General features: G+C 61.8%; 25 protein-coding genes. 13 read left to right on the plus strand and 12 right to left on the minus strand.

Annotated elements, in window-relative coordinates:
- Window positions 1-36: 36 nt before the first annotated feature.
- Window positions 37-450 carry a helix-turn-helix domain-containing protein gene (locus tag ABJO75_RS29000; protein ID WP_348195771.1) on the minus strand — a complete coding sequence of 138 codons (414 nt, stop codon included), beginning with the start codon at window positions 448-450 and terminating at the stop codon, window positions 37-39.
- 117 nt (window positions 451-567) lie between these two features.
- Between ABJO75_RS29000 and ABJO75_RS29005 the strand changes: the two genes are divergently transcribed.
- Both ABJO75_RS29005 and ABJO75_RS29010 read left to right on the plus strand, forming a co-directional pair.
- Complete coding sequence (locus tag ABJO75_RS29005; RefSeq protein ID WP_348195772.1) at window positions 568-1,098, plus strand: copper chaperone PCu(A)C; 531 nt, start codon at window positions 568-570, stop codon at window positions 1,096-1,098.
- A gap of 142 nt (window positions 1,099-1,240) precedes the next feature.
- Window positions 1,241-1,897, plus strand: coding sequence for a transglutaminase-like cysteine peptidase (locus tag ABJO75_RS29010; RefSeq protein ID WP_348195773.1), 657 nt, complete (start codon window positions 1,241-1,243; stop codon window positions 1,895-1,897).
- Window positions 1,898-2,105: 208 nt separating this feature from the next.
- On the opposite strand, the gene ABJO75_RS29015 is transcribed toward ABJO75_RS29010, so the two are convergent.
- Both ABJO75_RS29015 and ABJO75_RS29020 read right to left on the minus strand, forming a co-directional pair.
- A complete protein-coding gene (locus ABJO75_RS29015) occupies window positions 2,106-2,276 on the minus strand; it encodes a hypothetical protein (protein ID WP_348195774.1) in 171 nt (56 codons plus the stop codon).
- A gap of 159 nt (window positions 2,277-2,435) precedes the next feature.
- A complete protein-coding gene (locus ABJO75_RS29020; RefSeq protein ID WP_348195775.1) occupies window positions 2,436-2,996 on the minus strand; it encodes a hypothetical protein in 561 nt (186 codons plus the stop codon).
- A gap of 211 nt (window positions 2,997-3,207) precedes the next feature.
- Between ABJO75_RS29020 and ABJO75_RS29025 the strand changes: the two genes are divergently transcribed.
- From ABJO75_RS29025 to ABJO75_RS29060, 8 genes are all read left to right on the plus strand, one after another.
- A complete protein-coding gene (locus ABJO75_RS29025; RefSeq protein ID WP_348195776.1) occupies window positions 3,208-4,215 on the plus strand; it encodes a murein L,D-transpeptidase family protein in 1,008 nt (335 codons plus the stop codon).
- Window positions 4,216-4,219: 4 nt separating this feature from the next.
- The gene (locus ABJO75_RS29030; protein WP_348195777.1) at window positions 4,220-4,525 is read left to right on the plus strand and encodes a hypothetical protein; all 306 of its coding nucleotides are present in this window, start codon (window positions 4,220-4,222) and stop codon (window positions 4,523-4,525) included.
- A 140-nt stretch (window positions 4,526-4,665) separates the two neighbouring features.
- Window positions 4,666-5,382, plus strand: a complete 717-nt coding sequence (locus ABJO75_RS29035) for a L,D-transpeptidase (protein WP_348202935.1) — start codon at window positions 4,666-4,668, stop codon at window positions 5,380-5,382.
- A 61-nt stretch (window positions 5,383-5,443) separates the two neighbouring features.
- A complete protein-coding gene (locus ABJO75_RS29040) occupies window positions 5,444-6,079 on the plus strand; it encodes a DsbA family protein (protein WP_348195779.1) in 636 nt (211 codons plus the stop codon).
- Window positions 6,080-6,088: 9 nt separating this feature from the next.
- Entirely contained in the window at window positions 6,089-6,964 is an 876-nt protein-coding gene (locus ABJO75_RS29045; protein WP_348195780.1) for a peptidylprolyl isomerase, read from the plus strand.
- Complete coding sequence (locus ABJO75_RS29050) at window positions 6,948-7,562, plus strand: L,D-transpeptidase (protein WP_348195781.1); 615 nt, start codon at window positions 6,948-6,950, stop codon at window positions 7,560-7,562. Before ABJO75_RS29045 ends, ABJO75_RS29050 begins: the two co-directional genes overlap by 17 nt.
- Window positions 7,562-8,617, plus strand: coding sequence for an NAD(P)/FAD-dependent oxidoreductase (locus ABJO75_RS29055; protein WP_348195782.1), 1,056 nt, complete (start codon window positions 7,562-7,564; stop codon window positions 8,615-8,617). Before ABJO75_RS29050 ends, ABJO75_RS29055 begins: the two co-directional genes overlap by 1 nt.
- Window positions 8,618-8,824: 207 nt before the next feature.
- Window positions 8,825-9,553, plus strand: coding sequence for a cytochrome c biogenesis protein CcdA (locus ABJO75_RS29060; protein WP_348202936.1), 729 nt, complete (start codon window positions 8,825-8,827; stop codon window positions 9,551-9,553).
- A 324-nt stretch (window positions 9,554-9,877) separates the two neighbouring features.
- Here the strand turns inward: ABJO75_RS29060 and ABJO75_RS29065 are convergent, their stop codons facing one another.
- The 6 genes from ABJO75_RS29065 to ABJO75_RS29090 form a co-directional block, all read right to left on the minus strand.
- A complete protein-coding gene (locus ABJO75_RS29065) occupies window positions 9,878-10,342 on the minus strand; it encodes a YqaA family protein (RefSeq protein ID WP_348195783.1) in 465 nt (154 codons plus the stop codon).
- Window positions 10,324-11,637, minus strand: coding sequence for an MFS transporter (locus ABJO75_RS29070; RefSeq protein ID WP_348195784.1), 1,314 nt, complete (start codon window positions 11,635-11,637; stop codon window positions 10,324-10,326). The genes ABJO75_RS29065 and ABJO75_RS29070 overlap by 19 nt, the downstream gene beginning before the upstream one ends.
- A complete protein-coding gene (locus tag ABJO75_RS29075; RefSeq protein WP_348202937.1) occupies window positions 11,637-11,924 on the minus strand; it encodes a metal-sensing transcriptional repressor in 288 nt (95 codons plus the stop codon). Before ABJO75_RS29075 ends, ABJO75_RS29070 begins: the two co-directional genes overlap by 1 nt.
- Window positions 11,925-12,353: 429 nt before the next feature.
- Window positions 12,354-13,262, minus strand: a complete 909-nt coding sequence (locus ABJO75_RS29080; RefSeq protein WP_348202938.1) for a restriction endonuclease — start codon at window positions 13,260-13,262, stop codon at window positions 12,354-12,356.
- A 20-nt stretch (window positions 13,263-13,282) separates the two neighbouring features.
- Entirely contained in the window at window positions 13,283-13,888 is a 606-nt protein-coding gene (locus ABJO75_RS29085) for an SMC-Scp complex subunit ScpB (protein ID WP_348202939.1), read from the minus strand.
- A 108-nt stretch (window positions 13,889-13,996) separates the two neighbouring features.
- Entirely contained in the window at window positions 13,997-14,950 is a 954-nt protein-coding gene (locus ABJO75_RS29090) for a DUF1403 family protein (RefSeq protein WP_348195789.1), read from the minus strand.
- 232 nt (window positions 14,951-15,182) lie between these two features.
- Between ABJO75_RS29090 and ABJO75_RS29095 the strand changes: the two genes are divergently transcribed.
- The 3 genes from ABJO75_RS29095 (at window position 15,183) to ABJO75_RS29105 (ending at window position 17,900) form a co-directional block, all read left to right on the plus strand.
- Window positions 15,183-16,208: a tyrosine-type recombinase/integrase gene (locus ABJO75_RS29095; protein WP_348195974.1), complete on the plus strand. Its 1,026-nt coding sequence runs from the start codon at window positions 15,183-15,185 to the stop codon at window positions 16,206-16,208.
- Window positions 16,209-16,655: 447 nt separating this feature from the next.
- Window positions 16,656-17,597: a recombinase family protein gene (locus ABJO75_RS29100; protein WP_348195790.1), complete on the plus strand. Its 942-nt coding sequence runs from the start codon at window positions 16,656-16,658 to the stop codon at window positions 17,595-17,597.
- Between the two features lie 87 nt (window positions 17,598-17,684).
- Window positions 17,685-17,900, plus strand: coding sequence for a hypothetical protein (locus ABJO75_RS29105; RefSeq protein ID WP_348195791.1), 216 nt, complete (start codon window positions 17,685-17,687; stop codon window positions 17,898-17,900).
- Between the two features lie 43 nt (window positions 17,901-17,943).
- Here the strand turns inward: ABJO75_RS29105 and repC are convergent, their stop codons facing one another.
- From repC to repA, 3 genes are all read right to left on the minus strand, one after another.
- Window positions 17,944-19,260 (minus strand): plasmid replication protein RepC, encoded by a 1,317-nt coding sequence (gene repC, locus ABJO75_RS29110; RefSeq protein ID WP_348195792.1) that lies wholly within the window; start codon window positions 19,258-19,260, stop codon window positions 17,944-17,946.
- A gap of 193 nt (window positions 19,261-19,453) precedes the next feature.
- Complete coding sequence (repB, locus tag ABJO75_RS29115) at window positions 19,454-20,458, minus strand: plasmid partitioning protein RepB (RefSeq protein WP_348195793.1); 1,005 nt, start codon at window positions 20,456-20,458, stop codon at window positions 19,454-19,456.
- A 208-nt stretch (window positions 20,459-20,666) separates the two neighbouring features.
- On the minus strand, window positions 20,667-21,878 hold the full coding sequence (repA, locus tag ABJO75_RS29120) for a plasmid partitioning protein RepA (RefSeq protein ID WP_127524575.1): 1,212 nt from the start codon (window positions 21,876-21,878) through the stop codon (window positions 20,667-20,669).
- Window positions 21,879-22,523: the final 645 nt, after the last annotated feature.

Here is a 22,523-nt window from a genome sequence, read left to right on the forward strand (position 1 = left end):
AGACCGGATGCAGGCAACCGAGCCGTTGTGCAGGTTTCAATGATCGCTGCGGCAGAGCTCGTGGTTCGCCAGAGATTCGATCACGTAGCAGTCCTTGATGTGATCGCCGTCGCAGCGGGTGGTGATGCGTCCCAGCTCCTTCTCGAGCAACCGAAGTTTTGCAATCTTGTCCCGCACCAGCTGCAGCTGACGCTCTGCTATATGGTGGGCATCGGCACACGGACTCTCCGGATGAGCATTCAGCGCCAGAAGCTCGCGGATGGCTTCGATCGTGAAGCCAAGATCGCGCGCATGCTTGATGAAGGATAGACGCTCCCGATCCTTCTTTTCATAGCGACGCTGGTTGCCCTCGGATCGCTCCGCGGCCGCCAGCAGGCCCATCTGTTCATAGTAGCGAATGGTCGGGACTTTGACCCTTGTCTGTCGCGACAGATCTCCGATTGTAAGCATTCTCTATCTCCAGTGGCTATAGCTATATGGCCACATCGACCGCAAGGCAAACGCGCTCAATTGCCGCACAGCGTCAGGTGGCGAATTCACCGCCCTGCCCAAATCGAGGTTGAGAGAATGAAGCCGAAAGAAGGGGCCGCTGACATGATGGATATACGGGCGATGGTCGCTGCCATGATGTTTGCTGTCCTACCGGCCCAGGCGTCCGATGGTGCCGTCGATCATTTGAACCCGCCGCAGACCTTGACCGTCGAGCACGCCGAACTCCTCATTCCAGATGACGACGCGGCTGAAGCCTACCTGACCATCTGGAACGGATCGCAGACACAGGTTTCGCTGACATCGGTCCGAAGCGAGCTGTTCGGACGGGTCACCATCGTCCAGACCGAATTCAGTTCAGGAAAAACCAGGGAACTGCCGGCAGACAGGGTGCTGCCAATCCCCGGCCATGCAGAGCTGTCGATGCGCTGGAACGGCGTTCGTCTTCGCCTGGACCAGCCGGCGTCTCTGCCCCCGGACCGGACAAGGAGCAGTCTGACGCTGGTCTTCGAGAGCGGCACCGAATTAGAGGTTGAGGCCGATGTTGTCCGGTCACGCAACTTGCTGACGCGGCATCGTCACGGAGAGGGTGACCTCAATCTCAACTGACGCGGTTCGTCCGGTTTGGTGAATCAGCCGTAGCCGCAATAACGTCAATTCGCAGAAAGTTCGAGTATAATCCAACACATTGATTTTGCTCGATATTGAAGACGATCGTCTATCACTCGTGCGACCACGGGGAGACGTTCGAATGATCCGCCTGATTGCCTGCGCCATCGCGCTCGGAATGTCCTGCATCGCCGCTTGGGCGAACGCCTTTCATTTCAATCCGACCCAGCCGACCACTATTCGCAACATGGTGACTTACGGCGCCACGACCATGCCGATCGGGTACTACGAATATTGCCGCCGCTACGGCGAGCGCTGTGCCCGCGGTCCGGAAGGAGCGATGATCAGGCTCACCGAACCTCGCTGGCGGGAGATCGTTCTGGTCAATTCCGATGTGAACGCGGCGGTTGCGCCACTGACCGACATTGAGATCTTCGGCGTCGAGGAGCGCTGGGAGTATCCGACGAAGGTCGGTGATTGCGAGGACTACGCGCTCCTGAAACGCAAGCGCCTCAACGAAATGGGCTATCCGCTGGGAGCCCTGCTCCTGACAGTCGGGCGCGATGCCAAGGGCGGCGGGCATGCCGTCCTGACCGTCGTCACCGACCTGGGCGACTTCATCCTCGACAACATCGAGCAGAAGGTTTTGTTGTGGAAGGACACCGAGATCCAGTATCTCAAGCGTCAGTCGCAGAAAGACCTGAACCTTTGGGTCAGCCTTGTGAATGAGGAAGAGCTTCTGATTTCCTCCGGCAAGAGCCAGGCGCCTTCGACGGCTGCGGCAAGAGTGAACAGGTAGACCGCGGTTCCGCCATAGAGCATCTCCATTGTGTTGTGGCCGAGTACGACACACACCGCCCAGAACACGCTTGCCAGCGTGACATATGCCGTCGAACCGGCTGCCAGAAATATACCCAGCCGCAAAGCCATGAAGTGAACCGTACCTCTTCGGCCAGTTGTCGCCTCCCCTCAGGCAACGCGCCACTCAAGCGTCGGTGATCGATCTGTTACTCGGATCCGGCGGCGGCTTCCGGAGGATTAGATTCGCCTTGAATGTGGGTGAAGCTCAGGACGAAGACGGCCACGACAAAGGCGGCCAGCAGGGAAAAGACCACCCAGTTCATTCGTGCTCGACGACGGCCAAGCGCGCGGCTTTCTTCGGTGCTGATGTGATCCAAGACTTGGGCACTCCGTCGTCTTCCTGTTCTTTGCGGAAAGTAGTGAACGCCTGGCGACGCAGCCATGCGGCGTTTCGTTGCGCTGCGGGACGTGGCAGCAATCGGACCTAGCCCACTCCAACCGATTTCTCACGGCAATTGCCGAGTACCGATGGAGCGTCACGCAGCGGGGTGGGCCAGACGCCACATGCCCCACCACGCAAGCGGCGCAAGCACCACGACGCTCGCCATGCCGGGGAAGTAGCCGTACGGCCCATCGGTGAGCAGCGGCAGGGCAAAATGCGCGAGTTCGGTGATCCCTATCGAGGCGAAGAACGTCCAGGCGAGATAGCGGCCAAACTCCTGGTCGCGCGACATGAGCACGGGAACGGCAAGCCACGCGCCCACCGGGATGATCAGCAGGGCCAGGATCAGCCCCACTGAGACGTCCGGAATCGGCGTTCCGGTGATACGATCGGACACGACCTCGAAGAACGCCATGCGATTTTCCTCGAGCTTGTGCAGGAAGAGAAAGGCAGCCATCGTGAACCAATACGGCATCCTGATCGACACCCATGGCGCGCGTGACGGCACGAGAAGCCAGAGGCAAAATCCGCCGAGATATCCGGTCAGGAACAGTGTCGCGTAAAGCGGTCCGAGATAGACGTACCCGAAGAGCGGAACAACGAAGGAAAAGAGGAGCGCGGCTGCTATCAATGGTGTCGATCTTTCCATCCACATCGCCAGCGCCTTCCCAATTGTTGCTTGTCCCATCTCTGGCGTTTCGGCCCGCTTTCGTAACCGCCATTTCCCAGGCCTGGTTGAACTTCGGTGCCGCTGCGGTCCTTTGCCGCTCGCGCATTTGTGGGCGGAAACATCATCTTAACTATGATATGCGGACAATATAAACGGCCGTCGAGATAATGGTGCGTGCCGCAAAACATGGTTTCCGATGATGTTGACGGCCGTCAAAATGGGAGGGATTGCAGCGCTCGCGCTTTTGCTGAGCGCCTGCGTGTCCACTGTTCTCGATGTCGACGGCAAGGCGACGCAGCCTGTTCCTGCCAGGCTCGTGGCGGAGATGTCGCGCAAATCGATGTCGCCCTCCGCGCCCATCCTCGTCAGGATATTCAAGCAGGAAAGCGAACTGGAGATCTGGAAGCGCGACCGAAGTGGCAAGTTCGCGCTGCTTAAGACCTATCCGATGTGCCGGTGGTCCGGAAAGCTCGGACCCAAGAAAGAAAACGGTGACCGGCAGGCGCCGGAGGGTTTCTACCATGTCTCCGCCGGCATGCTGAATCCCAAGTCGCAATACTACCTGTCCTTCAATCTCGGCTATCCGAACAAGCTCGAAGCGGCTTTAGGGTATTCCGGCGAGGCACTCATGGTGCATGGGGCCTGCTCATCTTCGGGCTGCTACGCGCTGACCGATGAGGGCGTCGGCGAGATCTACGCGGTCGCGCGCGAGGCGCTCAAGGGCGGCCAGGGCTCTTTCCAGGTCCAGGCATTTCCGTTCCGGATGACGCCGCAGAACATGGCGAAGAACCGAAACGACCCGAACTTCGCCTTCTGGTCGGACCTCAAGCAAGGCTACGACATTTTCGAGGTCACGCGCCGGCAGCCGAAGGTCTCGTATTGCGAGGGACGCTATGTCTTCGACAGGGAGTTTGAGGGAGGCGAGCCGCAAAGCGTTCTCGCGGCATGCCCACCGGCACTGAACGCGGGCGATCCTCTGGTCGCCGCCAGGCAGCAGTCCGACCGCCTCGCGATGGACAATCTCCTTTCGACCGGCAGTGCATTTTCGGCTCATGCCTACGCCGATGGCGGCATGCATCCGAGTTTCCGGAAGCTGCTCGAGCGCAGCGGCCAGTCCGCGTTGGCCAAGCGGACGTCACTCACTTCGGTGCCGATCAGCCGGCCCGACGCGGCCCTTGCCGATCCTCACTCCCCGGATGAGTGACGCGATGGCCAGAACCCTGCTCGCTCTCCTCCTGTTCTGTTTCGTCACCCTGCACGCCGCGCTGCCGTCGGCCGCTGCTATCGAGGAACCGACGACGATCGTCTCCCTCCTCCCGGACGACCCCGCGGACGACGGGGAAGACGCCGCGCCGCTCACTCCAGACGCGGCAACTAAATGCCATGACAGCTGCAACTGGCTTGCCGCCTGGCACGCTCCCGCCCTGCGTGAAGTGCACCGTTCGCCCCTGGAAAGGCGCGCGCTCTCGATCCGACCCGGGCTCCTCTCCCAGGTCGTCCCCCCTCCCAAATAGCGTCTCGCGTCGAAAACGATCGGTCGCGCCGCGGGCCGGGAACCTCCCGGACATGATGCGCTTCAACGGTCGTTTCTTGTCCCCGGCATCGCCTGTCCCGCAGGCGCTGGATTCCCGACGACCTATTTGTGAGCGTAACAGTGACCTTCAGAGACGCCCAAACCCTCCTCTCCCGCAGACAATTCCTGAGCTTGAGCGCGGCAGCGGCCGGCGGGCTGATCCTGTCCGGCTGTTCGACCACCGGCAACCAGCCCGCGGCCCCGGCGCCTGACAAGCCCGCCACCGACCCTTCATATGCATCCATGTACCGGGCGATGCCGGAGGAGGATTTTCCGATCCCCGCCGTCGACCTGACCAAGGTCGACAAGCGCTTCTACAGGCAGCTCGTCGACGATCCGACCGGTGAACGTCCCGGGACGGTCGTGGTCGATACGCGATCCTATTACCTCTATCTCGTCCGACCCGGCGGCAAGGCAATGCGGTATGGCGTCGGCCTGGGACGTCAGGGCTTCACCTGGTCAGGCGAAGGCGTCATCCAGTGGAAGCAGCGATGGCCGAAGTGGACGCCTCCGGCCGAAATGATCGCGCGCCAGCCCGAACTTGAAAAGTGGAGCGCCGACAATGGCGGCCAGCCGCCCGGGCTCGACAACCCGCTCGGAGCGCGAGCGCTCTACATTTTCCAGAACGGCGAAGACACGCTCTACCGGCTGCACGGCACGCCGGAATACTGGACCATCGGCAAGGCGGTCTCCAGCGGCTGCGTCCGGCTGATGAACCAGGACATCATCGACCTCTACGGCCGTGTCGCCACGCCGACCCCGATCATTGTTCGCGGCGGCACACGAGCGATTGCCTGAACGCCTCTTGCACCTCCAGTGGCTGGAGGTTGCACCATAAGTTCTTTCGAAAGGACCCGACATGAAACGTCGCAACCTCATTTTCGGCACTGCCGCCTTCGGTTTGGTCGCCGCCTATCCTGTGCTGCTCAGGGCACAACCCACACCGGAAGCGCTGCTGGCGCCGGGAGCGCTCCCCGAAAAGAGCTTTGGGCCGGACGACGCGCCCGTCACCATCATCGAGTACGCATCCCTGACCTGCCCGCATTGCCGCACCTTTCATGTGTCGGTGTGGCCGGAACTCAAGAAAAAGTATGTCGATACCGGCCAGGTCCGGTTCATCATGCGCGAGTTCCCCTTCGACCCGCGCTCTTCGGGCGGCTTCATGCTGGCGCGCTGCGCCGGCGACGACAAATGGTATCCGACCATCGACCTGCTCTACCGGACCCAGGACAACTGGGCGCGCGTCGCCGATGGCACAGGCGCGCTGAAGTCCGTCATGGGCATGACGGGCATGGACACCGCCGATTTCGAAAAGTGCCTGCAGGACCAGGCGCTGCTCGAAAAGGTCAATGCCGTCGCGGAAGCCGGCAAGTCTTTCGGGGTCGATTCCACGCCGACTTTCTTCATCAACGGCCAGATGCAGAAGGGCGCGCTCAGCCTCGAGCGCTTCAGCGCGATCATCGATCCGCTGATCGCCGCGGCCGGGAAACAGTAGGAGCGTCTGATGACAGGAAATATCATGTTCGCGGGATGGAAGGCGCGCCTCACATTCGGTGCGGCAATCCTCGCCGCTTCCATAGCGCTCGCGCCGGTTGTCCGCGCCCAGGACGCCGACGTCGTCGGCCGCGTCAACGGTCAGGAGATAACAGTCGAGGACCTCGCCATCGCCGAGGAGATGTATGCTCCGCAGCTTGGCCAGATGCCGGCAGATGCCAAGCGCTCCGTGCTGGTGGATGCGCTGATTGAGCTCAGGATCGTCGCGGAGGCGGCGCGCAAGGCCAATGTCGCCGATCAGGACGCCTACAAGCGACAGCTCGCCTTCTTCGAGGCGCAAACGTTGCGCTCGCTCTTTCTCGAGCAGCGTGTAGCCGCAGCGGTGACGGATGAAGCGGTGAAGGCGGCCTATGACGAACAGGTCGGAAAAATCCCGCCGGTGCCGGAGCGCCGCCTGCGGCACATCCTGCTTCGCAGCGAAGGCGACGCGCTGGAGGTGATCGAGGCGCTGAAGTCGGGCCGGCCGTTCGCCGAGCTCGCGCAGGAACGCTCGGTTGATGAGGTGTCCAAGGTCAAAGGCGGCGATCTTGGCTTCATCGCCGAAGGACAGGTCATGCCCGAGGTCGAGGCGGCGGCTGCGCAGCTTCAGCCCGGCGAGTTCACGCAGACGCCGGTGACGACCGCTTTCGGCTTCCACGTCGTTCTGCTCGAGGAGGCACGCAACAGGCCGGCCCCGCCGTTCGACGCAGTCGCGCCGCAAATCCGGCAATCGCTGGAAGCCGCGGAAGAACGACGGATCATTTCCGAGCTGAGAGCCGGCGCCCAGGTCGAAAAGCTGGTTCCCGACGTCACCCCGCCGGAGGCCGACGATGGCCATCAACACTGATCCCTTGGAGGCGCCGGACTCCGACCGGAGTCACCGCATCGATCGACGCGCCTTCGGACTTGGCCTGGTGGTGTTGCTGGCAGCCTCGGGACAAGCCGTGGCGGCGAAGGCCAAAGGCAAGTTCGTGCTGGAGGAGCGTTTCCTGCCGCAAATCGTGACGGTTCCCTACGACTATCCGGCAGGCACGATCGTGGTCGCCCCGCGCGACCGCTACTTGTATCTGATCGAGGGACCGGGCCTTGCCCGCCGCTACGGGATCGGCGTCGGCAAAGCGGGCCTGGCCTTTTCCGGATCGGCCCTTGTCGGCCGCAAGGCGAAGTGGCCGTCCTGGCGCCCCACCGACAACATGATCCGCCGCGATCCCAAAAAGTACGCGCGTTACGCCGGCGGCATGAAGGGCGGGCCCGGCAATCCGCTGGGTTCGCGGGCGCTTTATCTCTATCGAGACGGGCGTGACACGCTCTACCGCATCCACGGCACGACGGAGCCATGGACCATCGGCAAGGCCGTCTCGAACGGCTGTATCCGGATGGTCAACGACCATGTCGAGGACCTTTACGAGCGTGTGCCGGTCGGCGCACAGGTCGTCGTAGTGTGATGAAGCCGTTCGTCCTCGTCGTCGGAGCCGGACAGGCTGGGCTCGCGGCCGGATACCACCTGAAGCATGCCGGTGTGCCGTTTGTCATCGTCGACGGTCATCGACGGGTGGGCGACAGCTGGCGGGCGCGCTACGACTCGCTCACGCTGTTCACGCCCCGTCAGTTCAGCACGCTGCCGGGTCTTGAGCTACCCGGCAACCGGGAACTCTACGCAGGCCGTGACGAGTTTGCGGACTATCTCGAGACGTACGCATCCCACTTGGGACTTCCGCTCCAGCTTGGCCAACGCGTCATCCGCCTTTCAAAAGTGGGCGAGCAGTTCGACGCCGAGCTCGAAAATGGGACAAAAATCTCCGCCAGCGCGGTGGTGGTGGGGACGGGCGGATTCCAGGTTGCGCTTGTCCCGAAACTCGCTGCACGCTTTGGACGCGAGGTCCTCCAGCTGACGACCGAAACCTACCGCAATCCCGGGCAATTGCCTGACGGGCCGGTCCTGGTCGTAGGAGACGGCGCCAGCGGGCGGGATATCGCCGTGGAAGCGCGCCGACACCAGCCCGTGATCCTGGCGACAGGGAAGCCGCGCACGCTCTTTCCCGAACGCTTCCTCGGCAAGTCCATTTGGTGGTGGCTGAACCTCCTTGGCGTTCTCAAGGCTCCCGCGAGCTCTCGGATCGGCCGTAAACTCAAGCAGTCGGATGCATTTCCGGACAGGGACCGAAGCATCGAGAGCCTGGCCAAACTGGGTATACGGATCGTACCACGTCTCATCGAAGCGTCCGGCGGCACGGCGCGCTTTGCCGATGGAACCTCGGCGAACATCCGGACCGTCATCTGGGCCGTTGGCTATCGGGACGACAGCTCATGGCTCGACATTGAAGAAGCGAAGGGCCCCGACGGCGCGTTCCTGCACGACGCGGGCGTTTCGTCGGTAAAGGGCATCTACCTCGTCGGGCGGCCGTGGCAACGCAATCGCGCATCGGCTCTGATCATGGGGGCGGGACCGGATGCCGAGATCATCGTCCAACGAATTTTGTCCGACGTCGCGAAGCCGTAATCTTCAAACTCACCTTCGGCGAACCGCTTCTGCAGCATCAGGAACGGACTCCATCCCAACACGCGCTCGACAATTTGATCTCCTAATGCGCGTCTCAATGTCACGGCAGGCTGAGCCGAGCTCCCGTTGAACCTCATGTCGCTAGAGAATTTAAACCGACACAAGTGCGGATCAGGGATTGCAGTCGACAAAGGAAGGATGACAGCCTTGGCGATCGATGTCTCAGCCATCGGACTTCTCACGGCCATCGTGGCGGGTGCTATATCATTCGTTTCCCCGTGCGTTCTCCCGCTTGTGCCGGGCTATCTTTCGTTTGTGTCCAGTGGCGTCGATCCTGCGTCCAGGCAGCTTGCCGATCGCATCAGGGTCGTCTGGTCAGCGCTTTTTTTCATAGCCGGGTTCTCCACCGTCTTCGTGATGCTTGGGCTTGGCGCGCAGGCGTTCGGCGGCATTCTCCTGCGGTACAATGTCGAGGCAAATCTCCTTGGCGGGGCGCTGCTCGTTTGTTTCGGCCTTGTGATGACAGGACTGATCAAGATACCGGCGCTACTCAGAGATTTCAGACTGCCGGGGCCGCAGACCATATCGGGGCCAGCCGGGGCCTATACGCTTGGGCTTACATTCGCCTTTGGATGGACACCGTGTATTGGGCCGGTCCTCGGCTCGATCCTTACCCTAACCGCGGTGTCGGCCGGAAGTGGCGCGGTCCTCCTGGCAGCCTATAGCGTCGGGTTGGGAATTCCCTTTCTGATAGTTGCGGTCGCCTTTAGCGGCATCGCAGCCGGGTTCAAGCGCGTCCGATATGCCGGTCACATCCTCAATATTTTCGCCGGCGGCATCATGATTGCCATGGGGATACTGATGATGACGGGCCGCCTCACTCTGATAGCATTTTGGCTGCTCGAGCGTTTTCCGGGACTGGGCTACATCGGTTAAGCGCAGTTGGATCCGTCGCCGACGCAAGCCATTTTCGGATGTTCGCAGCGCGACGCGGCCTAAGCTAGCTGTGAGTTTTCAGAAGGTTGTCCATTCGGACCCGACCGGGAAAGCTGAGGTTGTCGAAGCCTCAGTGATCTCGGTCGGGAGCGAATGAACATCCACAAGAATGCCCGTCTGACGCCGCGGCGTTGAGAGGAGATGGTCCGCGACATTGTTGAAGGCCGCCTTTCCAAAGCCGAAGCGGCGCGGACATACGGGGTGACGGCGAAGATCAGATAGATCTCGCGCTGGAACGCGACGAGATCCTGATAGAGGCCCACATCACACGAGCCCCAACGTGATCGCCGCCAGCACTATGTAGCGACCGGCCTTGGCGACGGTCACGAGCATCAGGAAGCTCCAGAACGGTTCCCGCAGGACGCCAGCCGCCACGGTGAGCGCATCGCCGCCAATCGGAGCCCAGGAGAGCAGCAGGCTCCAGCGGCCCCATCTTCGATACCACCCGGTCGCGCGGTCGAGAGCCTGTTGGCCTACGGGGAACCAGCGTCGGTCGCGGTAGTGTTCCACCCAGCGGCCGAGCAGCCAGTTGGTGACGGAGCCGAGGACATTGCCGATCGTCGCCACGATCACCAGCAAAACGGGTGACTGCTCACCGAGGATCAGCAGTCCGACCAGCGCAGCCTCGGATTGAGCCGGCAGGATCGTAGCGGCGACGAAGGCGACGGCGAACAGCCCGACAAGAGAGAGCAGATCTTCCACGTTGCCGGTTAGCGTTCGCGTGGCCATGCGACGTGCATATCGTCGATCACATAGGCATGGGCATGGCGACGTACGTGCCCGGCTTCGGCAAGGTGCGGATGATTGGCCGGGAGATCGTCATGGCTATGCTCGACGATCTCCAGGTCTTCGGCAGGCCAGACCACAAAGCCGATGGCGATCGCGACCGTGGCCAAAGCGGCGAGGATGATCGCCGTGACCGGCAGACCGAGCGCCGCGCCAGCCCAGCCAGCGAGCGGATAGGCGATCAGCCAGCAAGCATGGGAAAGCGCGAACTGCGCCGCGAAGAGCGCCGGGCGGTCCTCGGGATTGGCCGAGCGCCGGAGCAGCCGGCCGGATGGTGTCTGCGCCGTCGAATAGCCGACGCCGAGCACGAACCAGAGTGGCAGCAGCCAGTCATAGCCGGGCAGAACCGCAGCCGTCAGCGTGCCGGCCGTCAGCAGCGCCGCGCCCGCCAGCATCGCGGTGCGGTCGGGAATGGCTTCCAGCAGCTTCGGCAACGCCAGCGCCGCGACCATCGAACCGCCGCCGAAGGCTGCGAGCGCCAATGCCGTCGCCTGGTTGTCGAGGCCGAAGGCGGCCTGCACATAGACCACGGTGTTGACGATCACCAGCGCACCGGCCGACGCGACGGCGAGATTGATCGCCAGCAGACCCCGCAGGCGCGGCGTCGCCAGATAGATGCGGATACCGCGCGTCGTGCGGTCGTAAATGCCGCGCGGCTGCGATGGCTTCGGGCTCGGCAGCACGACCGAGACCACCAGCGCCGCCGAGACGAGGAAGCCGATCACGGTTCCGCCGAACAGGCTATGGAAGGAGATGAAGGCGAGAAGTGCTGCCGCGAGCATCGGACTGACGACGCTTTCGAGATCGTAGGCCAACCGCGAGAGCGACAGTGCGCGCGTATATTCCTTCTCTTCGGGCAGGATGTCCGGAATCGTCGCCTGGAAGGTAGGCGTGAATGCCGCCGAGGCCGATTGGAGCACGAAGATCAGGACATAGACCTGCCAGATTTCGGTGACGAACGGCAGAAGCATCGCGACGGCCCCGCGCACGAGATCGAGCGCGACCAACATCGCCCGGCGCGGCACCCGCTCGGCGAAGGCCGATGCGATCGGCGCCACGCTCACATAGGCAATCATCTTGATGGCGAGCGCTGTCCCCAGAACCGCGCCGGCGTCGGCCCCTGCCAGCTCGAAGCCGAGCAGGCCGAGGGCGACGGTGGCGAGACCGGTCCCGACTAGAGCGATGACCTGGGCAAAAAACAGATGGCGATAGGTCCGATTCTTCAGGATCGCCAGCATCAGAGATACTTCGCGATTTCCCTGAACTCGTCGATGGACCGTCGCCGGTCGCGGGCGAGCGGCCCGACCACTTCCTCAAGGCAATGGTCGAGATGATCCTGAATCAGCGCCTTCTTGGCCTGGGCGACAGCCTTCTCGACGGCGTGGAGCTGCTGGGCAATGTCGAGGCAGGGCCTGCCAGCCTCGATCATCTCGATTATGCCGCGCAGATGGCCATCGGCACGCTTGAGCCGCTTGACGATCTGGGGGTGGGTTTCGTGGCGATGAGGTTGAGTGTCCATTGTCATATGCTATCCCCCTGTAGAGGATGTGCCAAGGTGTGGCGGCCGCTCCCGACGTGCTGCAAGAGCAGGCCTCAGCTCCCGGCACGGAATGGCGAGACGAAGTGTCCTTTACCCTGGCTCCCGGCGAGGGCGTTGAGGTCAAGCTCGTCATGGAGCAAGGCGCACAGGCTCATTTCACTGGACGCCAACGGCACGGTCGTGAGCTACGACACGCACGGCGATGGCGGCGGCACCTTGGTCCCTTATGAGAAGGGTAGCAGCGTCGGGGAACAGGACGGTGTCCTGGAGGTGGCGCTTACCAGGAACCACGGCTGGTTCTAGAGGAACCGGTCCGCGGAGCTGGTCGCCCTGACGTTGCACACCGGCGCCTACAGCGAGCTCAAGCGGATGAACTGATCGGATGAGGGCGGTCCCCATTGCCACCCTCATCCCTCACGGCGGAAACAGCACCCGCACCCGCGCAAACGGGTTCCGGTATTCGGACGCGTGGCGCGCTTTGGCGGTGATGATGTCAAGTACGGAGAGCCGGCGTTTCAGCGCATCGAATATGTCCATGCCGTCAGCTAGAATGATGCGACGCGCGGTGAAAGCCTCGAGCGCGCCGTCGGTGAACCCCTCGAAGCTGACGAACAGTCCTCTAGTCCCTTCGAGCCTTTCGCTCAGCTTTCCCTGGAAGGCGTGCAGCTTCTCCGCGTCGGTCTTAGCACGGTGCCACTTCGCCTCGAGCAGATAGGTCGTGCCGCCATGCTGGAACGAGCCGTCGATCTGCTCCCCGGTAAGGCGGAACCCTCCCCTGGCGTCCATATGCCAGGCGTTGAACAGGGCGGTGAGAAGCCGCTCGAAATGATAGCCGCGCGCATGCGGTTCGTCCGACATGGCGTGCAACGCCAGAAATTCGCTTTCGAGACGATCGAGTGCGACGTGGTCCGCGCCGCTCCTTGCGGACGAAGGGTCCGGCTGGGCAGGAGTACCGTCGAGGTCGAAGGACGGTAATGGCGCTCCGCCCAGCCGCTCGACTATCGCGCTGAGGCGCCTGCGCGCATTGGTGATGGCTTCCGCCTCGCCGCGACCGATGCGTGCCGTCTCGCGATACTCCCATAGCGCTGTAAGCGCGCGGACGATCGCCCGCGGCTGACCGACAGTGAGGAAGGCGCGCAGGCGCTTGCCCTTGCTGCCGGAGCCCTGCGCATAGGCATCGTCGTAGATGTCGACGCCGACTTCACGCCGGAAAAAGTCGTCGAATGTCGCGTTGCTGAAATCGAGGACATAGCCGGAGCCCATTCCAAGGAGCTCGTCCACCACCTTCAGTTCAACGGGCCTTAGCTGATCCAATTCGTTCAATCCGAGCTCGATTCGCCCATTCATGCTTCTTCACTGTAGCCGACAACACTCTCGCTCTCACCATCGTCGCCATCGACCAATGCGACCGGAATGTCGCCCGCCAGCAGCTTCTCCTTGGAGAGCAAGCCCGCGTCCTCGAGGGCTTCAAAATCCGGCAGCTCGCGCAGCGTGTCGAGGCCGAACTCCAACAGGAACTCCTTGGTCGTGACATAGGTGTAGGGGGCGCCCGGCTGCGGCGCGCGCGGGCCGGATGCGATTAACCCGAAGGAGCGCAGGTTGCCGATCAGGTCGCGGCTGATCTCCTTGCCGAAGAAGCTGGACAGCTCGGCGCGGGTGATCGGCTGAAAATAGGCGATGCACATCAGCACCAGCACTTCCGCCTGGGTGAGGTCGGCGGCGCGCTCGCTGGCGCCGACGGCGGTGCGGATCGCGTCGGCATAAGCCGGACGCGTCAGGTGCTTCCACCCGCCGGCGATAGCGAACAGGTCGTAGGGACGGCCGCGCAGTTCCTCGCGGATGTCATCGATCAGCAGATCGATGCTGCAGCTCTTGCCGACGATCCGCGCCAGCGTCTCCCGCGTCACCGGCTCGCTCGCGGCAAAAATGGTTGCCTCGACGCGGTTCATCCACTCGCGCCAACGGGCTTCGGGCGGAAGGTGGTCCAGCTCGCGATCAAACAGACTCTCCTCTGGCTGGCTCTTGCTTCGTCTCGTGCGCGTAGCCTCGACCATCGATCACAGCCCGTAGATACGGAAAGTCGGCCGGCCCGACAGCTCGCGCACGGCGCCAAGCTCGATTAGACGATCAAACAGACGTCGGCTGGCCCACCGCGACAGGTTTCTGGTCGTCAATGTCCCCGACACCGCATCATCGCCGAGCAGCCGGTTGACGACGTCGCCGGCCGCTTTCGACCGCAGCTTTGGCACGACCGCCCGAAGCCGTTCGGCCTGCGCCGCCATAGCTGCCGCGAGCCGGCAGGCCTCGGCCGCTCCGAGTGCCGCGGCCACGAAGGCTGCCTGCTCGAACGCATCGTTGCCCGGTCGGGCGCGCCGACCTTCCGAACCCGAACGCAGTTGTGGCGCGTGGATCTGCGAGCCGAGGATAGGCACGGCGACGCGCCAGCCCATGCGCCAGGACAGCGCGCAATCTGCCAGCCACCAAGCCAGGATTTCGGCCTTCGGCTCTGCCCGCATGACCGCAGCGGCGGTGCGCGCGGCGACCAACGGGGCTGGCGCGCCACTGCGCACTTCTTCTCCTGTGATGTCGATCAGGTCGCCAAAACCATCCGACCAGCTGACGCCGAGCAAGGTGGCCACGGTCTGCACGTCCTCGACGCCGGGCGGCGGCGAGCGGCCGGCGAGGCGTCGCCACGCGGCAAGCACGTTGCCGGCAGGCCCCGGCTCGTCCTCACGCTGACGCAGCAGCCAGGCATCCCGCAATGCGGCTTCATCCTCGCTGCGCCCAATCAGCTTCATGCACGCGGTAGCCGCTCTCAGCGCCAGCCGATGCCGCCACGCGCCGCTCCATTCGGGCTCGGTCTGCACGAGATTGTCGAGCGCATTCAGGGCGCTGCCGGCCATGAAGGCGCCCTGGACCGGGTCTTCGAGACGGCCGCGCGGCGTCGCCCACGCCGGCACGCGCGGGACCGGGAGGGGGGCTTGTGATGCGGGTGCGTGCTGCCGACTCATCGTGAACAGCCTAAACGGGATGTGCGGTTTAGGCGAGCACTTTCCGCACGAACCGCACCACTTGTCGTTCTTGTTTTATGTCCGGTAAGGTTCCATTACCGGACGTATTCTGATAGGCTCCCAAATCATGGAAAATCCCCCGCGAAAACCCGCCAAAAGCGATCTCCCAGCCAAAGATCCGCTCGACGTCGACCCTCTTGAGGGGGAGTTGCCCGATATCGTCGATCTCGTCATGGAGATGGGCCAGCCCGCCCCGACACCCCGCGTCCCGGCGCATGTCGAGGAGCTCGTCGAAACCGCGCGGGACTACGCCGACAACGCCAGCTCGGAGAACACCCGCGACGCCTACGCCAAGGACTGGAAGCATTTCACCTCCTGGTGCCGGCGCAACGGCTTCGATCCCCTACCCCCGGACTCGAAGGTGATCGGCCTCTATATCGGCGCCTGCGCCGCGGGCGGCGCGAAGCTCGGCGCTCCTGCCCTGTCGGTTTCGACGATTGAGCGCCGTCTCTCCGGCATTTCCTGGAACTTTACGCAGCGCGGCCTTTCGATGGACCGGGCCGATCGCCACATCTCCACCGTGCTCGCCGGCATCCGCCGCAAGCACACCAGGCCGCCGCGCGTGAAGGAAGCCGTCATCGGCGATGATCTCGTCGCCATGTTGGCCACACTCGGCCACGACCTGAGAGGTCTCCGCGACCGCGCCATCCTGCTCCTCGGCTTCGCCGGCGGTCTACGCCGGTCCGAGATCGTAGGCCTCGACGTCACCCGCGATGACGACAGCGACGGCGCAGGCTGGATCGAGATCCTTTCGGGCAAGGGTGTCCTAGTGACGCTGCGTGGCAAGGGCAGCCGCTGGCGCGAGGTCGAGGTCGGCCGCGGCTCCAGCGATCACACCTGCCCTGTGGTCGCGCTCGAGACCTGGATCCGGTACGGCCGCATTGCGCGAGGCCCCCTCTTCCGCCGCATCTTCAAGGACAACAAAACAGTCAACGTCGAGCGACTCTCCGACAAGCACGTCGCCCGCCTGGTCAAGCAGACCGTGCTTGCCGCCGGCGTCCGCGCCGATCTGCCGGATGCGGAGCGTGTGCTTCTGTTTGCCGGTCACTCGCTGCGTTCGGGTCTCGCATCCTCGGCCGACATCGAGGAGCGTTACGTCCAGAAGCAGCTCGGCCATGCGTCGGCTGAGATGACCCGAAAGTATCAGCGCCGGCGTGATCGGTTCCGGACCAACCTCACCAAGGCGTCCGGGCTGTAGAAAAGCCCCCTCCCCTCCCCCGACAGCAGGCGAAGTGGCGCCATCCGGGAGACCAGGAATTTTACCTTAGCGTTTCAATTGAAATCGGGAAGTAAAACCGACATCCGAGGCCGCCATCGGCGTTTGGAGGGTCTCGTGGTCCAATTTCCCGATTTCATAAGTCATTGATAAAACGGCGCTTCGGTTTTCATACGGAAGCTAACACGCTTCTCGCTTCCGTCACACCGATAATTCTCAAGCCCCTCTATATATAATGAGCACTGCGGCCTTCGGGATTGTACAGAGGCCCGGCAATCAGCGCTGTGATCGACGAGAGAGCCCGTTTTTCCGGGGTTTTTGGGGCGTTCGGCTGTCAATAAGGCACTCACGAGACGTTTACAAACGATCAGTTATCCGTATCTTCTATGTTTGGAAAACCGGCCCTCAAAGATCTCTCAGGCGCTACAAATGGCTGCTGACACGCATAATCGCACCTCCCGTCGACCACAGGGACGGCTCATCGGCTATGCGCGCGTCTCTACGGACGAGCAGGCGACACAGGCGCAGGAAATGGAGCTGCGGTCGGCCGGCTGCGAAATGATCGTAGAGGAACATGGATCCGGCGCCTCTCGAGCCCGCCCTGCCCTTTCAAGGCTTGTTCAGAACATCGGCGCCGGCGACACGCTTATCGTGGTGCGGCTCGATCGCCTGGCGCGCTCCGTCAGCCATCTTCTCGATGTTATCGAGGACCTGACCGCCAAGGGTGCGCATTTCCGGTCCCTGAGGGACCCGATCGACACCAGTACGCCCCAGGGCATGTTCTCGCTGCAGGTGCTCGGTGCCGTGGCCCAGCTCGAGCGAGCCTTGATCTCCGAGCGGACCAAGGCCGGGATCGCCGCGGCAAAGGCCAAGGGACGCCTACCTGGCAATCCGGGGATCCGCGAGCGGCGGCCGGAGATGCTTTCGAAGATGAAGCTGGCGCAACAAGCGGCCTATGGCGATCGCCTTCAGGCAACAGCCTCACAATGGCTTCCGACTGTGAAGCGGATGCGCCCGGACCACACATGGGACGACATTGCCCGGGTTCTTAAACAGCGCGGTTTCGACTGGACGCCGGAACGGCTGCGGCGCGCGGTCAAATGGATGGTCTCGGAAGGCATGGCCGATGCGTCACTTTTGCGGAAGTCGCCACCACGGCCGCCGGAGCATCGACTGATGACACTCGTGGCCGGAATCCACTCTTCCAATCCGGACCTCACACTGCGCGAGATCGCCAACCAGTTAGAACGATTGCACGAACGCACGCCGCGTGGTGGCACCAAGTGGGCGCCCTCCTCTGTCAAGAACCTCCTTGACCGCGCAAAACGCAGTGGCCTGATCGACGCCGGTGAGACAGAAGTGCCGGGGTGAACAATAGGCGCGAACGCAGTACAAATCGCGCACCTCGAGCCTAGCCAGAACATGGCAAACAAAACGTAAAGCCCGGAGCGCACGCGCATGGAAACAGAGACGCTGATCATCAACAGTCGCGAGGAATTCGCGCAGTGGGCCATCGAGCGCGCCAATGCTGTCCTGGTCGAACAGGGCTCCAACCTCGCGACGGCCGCCCGGTCAGGAGATGAGGAGCAAATGACCAATGCCGCGAACGCTCTCGGCCAGAGGATCGTCGACACCCTCCTCGATGCCTTCGACTGCCTCGTCGTCGACGAGTGACGAGCGAGCTGGACGAAACCCACCTCTCCGGCCCCTATCCGCGTCATGAATCCCATTTCTTCATCGATTGGCGAAGAGCATCAGACACTTCGAGGCCCCCTTCCCGGCTCTCCGGTGGTTGCTGGGTCTGAGAAGAAGCCTGGGCGGCGGCCTTATCCGCCTCGAGCTTGGCGTTCAGCAGAGCCATGATCATTGGCCAGGCAGAGAATTTGCCTTCCCGCGCTTTGTCGGTCAGGCTGCGCAGATAACCGCCGGGACTGTTGATCTGATCGGCTCGCTGATAGATCGCAGCGAGCGTAATCGTCGCGTGCTTGTTGCCGAGAACCTCGCAGGCCTCGCGCCAGGCGCTTGGACTGACCCCCAGCATAACGCGACCGACCTCCGCGGCCGCCAGAAAGTCCCGCCAGTTTCGGATTTCCCCGTCTTTGGCCAGATCGCGCCAGCCCTTGCACGCATCCAGCACGATACCCAATGGCAACTCCCGCTTCGGCAAGCTCCGCAGGTTGTCGTTTTCCTCGGCGGTGCCGCTCGCTTCATTTTCTTTTCGAGAGCCTCTTTTAGATTCAGATATGGAGTCTGGGTTTGAATTCTGTATGTGGCGATCAGAATGAGACTCATTGGCGCTCATATTTTCTGATTTCGCGAATGATTCCAGTGCCTCATGCACTTCCGCCCAGAGCAGTTCGAGATCCTCGCAGATGTCCTCGAGGACCTGGCGAGGCGCCGTTCGTGGAAGCCTAGCCATGATCTCCTGGTAAGTCCGCGTCATCAAGCCCCAATCGCCCGGTACTCCCTCCTCGAGGCCGGCATCGATCATCTTGACCACATCCCGGCGCAATAGCGTCAAACGCTCTCTGACGGTTTTGTAGGCGCGTTTCTCGGCCTGGACGGCCTCAGCGAGCTCCGCGAACTCATCAGCGCGTGCGACGATCGGCGAGAGATCGAAGCCGTAGGCCTGTTCGACCTGGCCGCCCCTGCCCTTGCGGGCGAACCGCTTTCCGTTCGGGCTGTCGCGGCGGATGATCAGCCCACAGTCGACCAAGCAGGCCAGATGACGCCGAAGCGTCGCCGGCGACATTCCATTGGCACGGGCCGTCAGCTGCTCGTTGGAAGGCCAAACGATCAATTCACCTTCAGCAATCAGCTCGTTTTCCGGATGGAAGCTCAGGAGCGCGTTGAGGATCGCCAAAGCGCGATCGGTAGCGCCGAGTGGCTCCTTGGCGTCGCGGATCGTGTGGAAGACTTTCCACTTTTCAACCGCTGCACCTTCCCGCATAGATTTTGCGGCGACTTGGCTTGCCATCAGGTCAAGCGTCATCGGCCGCCGCCCGAAGGGCGTCGTTGTAATATGCGTCTGCATTTTCTTTCACCTATCGCTAGGCAATAGAAAAGTGCTCGCCGAAAAGGCGCTCGCGGCTCAAAAGAGCCTTGACTGTGATTCTCGGAAGTGCGATTCTCTAGCTGCTGAGACTAAAGAAGGGGCTTCCGGAAGCGATTTCGGTGGCCTTTTTCTTTGCCAGATTTCCTTCTGGCCGGGCATACCGGCCGTTGATTCACTCGCCGCCCTCCTCTCTGCTGGATTGAAATTCCCGATAAAGGTCGTCGAGCTGCGCGGAGATGTACCGCGCAAACTCCGGAACGACCTTGTCTTCGAAAGTGAGGGTCGTTCGGCCGTTGCGGTCCTCTATCCTGGCCGCACGCTTTCCGGTCGGGGTTTTCCAAATATTGGAGCTTGCGGATTTCTTCCCAGTCTTCTTGCGTTCAACCGCGCGCAGAACTGCTTGAAATCGTGCGTCGCTGTTGGCGCCGGCAATCTTGTCATCGCTGAAGATAGTATCCGCCTCGAAGGAATCCCCGGCATGCTCGAGCCCCTCCGCCAGCTTGAGCCAGCGCGCACGACCGGCCTTTGGTGCTGGTCCGATACGCTTCACGAGGTGTTCCGGGACGCGGCGTGCAACAGCAATGTATCTGCTGACGTCAGCCTTGTCCGAACATAACGCAGAGACAATTGTCGACCGATCGCACCCGGACTCTTCCAGATTCTTGGCAAAGAGCGCCTTCTCAATGAATGAGAGATCTTCGCGATCGAGGTTCTCCCGGCCTTGGGCGACGATCAGCTCCTGGTCTGTAAGCTTTCGGATTATTGCCCGAACCGGTCGATTGAGCATCTTCGCGGCTCTTAGGCGACGGCGACCATATGCGATCTGGAATCGCCCTTGTCCCGCAGGACTCGGCCGAACGAGAATTGGGACCTGCTGGCCATTGTCGGATATGGACTGCACGAGTTCGTCAAAGGCCGGATCAACATCAATCGGGATGCGATCTGCTATTGGAGACTGCTCAATCGTATCGGGTTCGATTTCGACGACGACATCGCCTTTCTCGAGTTGCTCCTGCAGCCGGGTCGCCAGCTTGGCGCCATCGGTCATCTGCTTCAGGGACGTTCCCATCGCCGAAATAGCGCCGGTACGTACGCGCTCCGACGGTTTATCGCTTTCGCCAGCAGCCTGCTCTGGCTTCTTGAGATAGAGAGAGTTGATTGCGTCTTTGCGGCTCATGACTGCACACCCGAGTTTGGCCAACCGCTTCGGGGCAGGGGGCTTGTTGGGAGCTCCCAACAACACTGTTTTGGGACGATTGCTCTGTCTCCCCGGTGGATGTGTTGGGAGCTCCCAACAGCCAAGGCAATAGGCTCAGTACATCGAAGGAAACGTCGCGTGTTGGGAGCTCCCAACACGCTCGATTCATAGAGGCCGCCCGTGTCCGTCATGATCGCCCCCATGCTGCGCGCATCAGCTCTTCGATCTCACCGTTCACCGCGCTCAGGGATTCCATTGCACGATCGTATGTGCTTCTCGTCAGGTTGCCGGGCCCGATCTCGTACAGTGTCTGTTTCGTCAGGCCAGCGTCGGAAATCGCGGCGGACTTGACCATTGGGTTGGTGAGAACATGGTCATCAAAAAGATTGCGGAGCAGCGCAACCACCTTGGTTTGCGGAGCGTCTTGCGGCTCGTAGCGCGTCAGCAGATATCGGACGAAGTCGAACTTGAGCTGTCCGCCAGCGTCACGAACCACCCCAAGCAAATCACGGGTCATCAGAAGGAACTGGCTCATCGATGACACGTCAAGCATCTGCGGATGAACCGTGACAATCATCGACGTAGCAGCACATAAGCCGCTTAGCGTCAGAAACCCGAGCTGGGGAGGGCAATCGATTACGACGACATCGTAGTCATCAGCGACGTCGTCGAGGGCACTTGCGATCCGCGCGAAGAAGATCGCCCCGCCGTCGGACGCACTTCCGTCAGCGAGGGCTTTCGGCGTCGTATGCTCGAACTCCATGAGCTCGAGATTGCCAGGAACAAGATCGAGACCGTCAAAATACGTGTTGCGTATCACATCGCCTAATGGCCGACGGTCTTCGTCATATCGAATCGCCGCGTAGAGCGTCTCGTTATGGCCGACGTTCAATTCAGGAAGAACACCCAACAGCGCAGACAGGCTCGCTTGAGGATCAAGATCAACAGCGAGGACGCGATACCCCTGAAGCGCCAGATACTGTGCGAGGTGCGCAGAGGTGGTGGTCTTGCCTGAGCCGCCCTTAAAATTGGTAACAGCGAGCACCTGGAGGTGCTCGTTCTCCCGCCTGTGCGGAACAAACTCGATCGCCTCGCGCCCGCGGGCGCTTCTTGCGAACATCCGCCGTATCTCGTTTATGTCGGAGAGCGAGTATAAGCGTCGTCCGTTTGTCGTGGTCTCTGGTTGTGGGCCTTCACCCGCCAATGACATTTTTCGCAGGGTCGAATCCGAAACGCCGATCAATTTCGCCGCTTCGCCTGAAGTGAATTTTCGAAGCGCCTTGCTTGCCGCGGGAGGGAAAAGGGCTTCGCTGATACTGTGCAACTGCGAGCCGAGGAGTTCAGCGTGGGCGCCGATTACATCGTCGACATCAGGAAGGTCTGATCTGTTAATCTGCATCGGAGCGTTCACGCTAATCTCTTCAATCACGGTTATTTCGCAGAACGGGCGAATTTCCGTGATCATACCCAGGAAGCGTGGCGCAGCAAGATTATTTTGGTTAACAAGGCCTTAACACGAGTCGGCTCGAATTGGGAGCAAAGCCCTCGCAGGCGCAATATTTCTGTTTGTTTTCCGATACTTATCTTTACGTCGTCGTTTATGAGGCCAGATTCTTTCCCCGGCAAATTTGCCGGGTCTTCTTGAGAGAATAATCTTTGGCCGGTTGGCGGCGAGCCCAATTTGGGAGAAATCGGCCAGAATCGACCCGACTCAACCAAGTGAGTCGCGCTGTCTCGGTCACCTCAACGACGTTTTGGACAGGCAGCGCAGGATTGATCCCGGCAGTTCTGCCGGGGTGACCTCCACGCATGCGCAGGTGAAAACAGCGCATCTCATCCAGGGGTAGTGGCGGCGCATGCAATGCAAACTGAACTCGGTCGAAATCATCGGAAGTTGATCCGCAATGGAGTTCGCCAATGAGCTCCTCGTCTTCCCATGCCCGGCTGGTTCGCAAACTGCGTGATGCCCTCGGCGAGGTTATTTGTGCTGCGCTTGAGGATGCCGACGTCGTCGAGGTGATGCTTAACCCGGATGGCCGCTTGT

The organism is Sedimentitalea sp., from assembly GCF_039973035.1.
Taxonomy (GTDB): Bacteria; Pseudomonadota; Alphaproteobacteria; order Rhodobacterales; family Rhodobacteraceae; genus Sedimentitalea.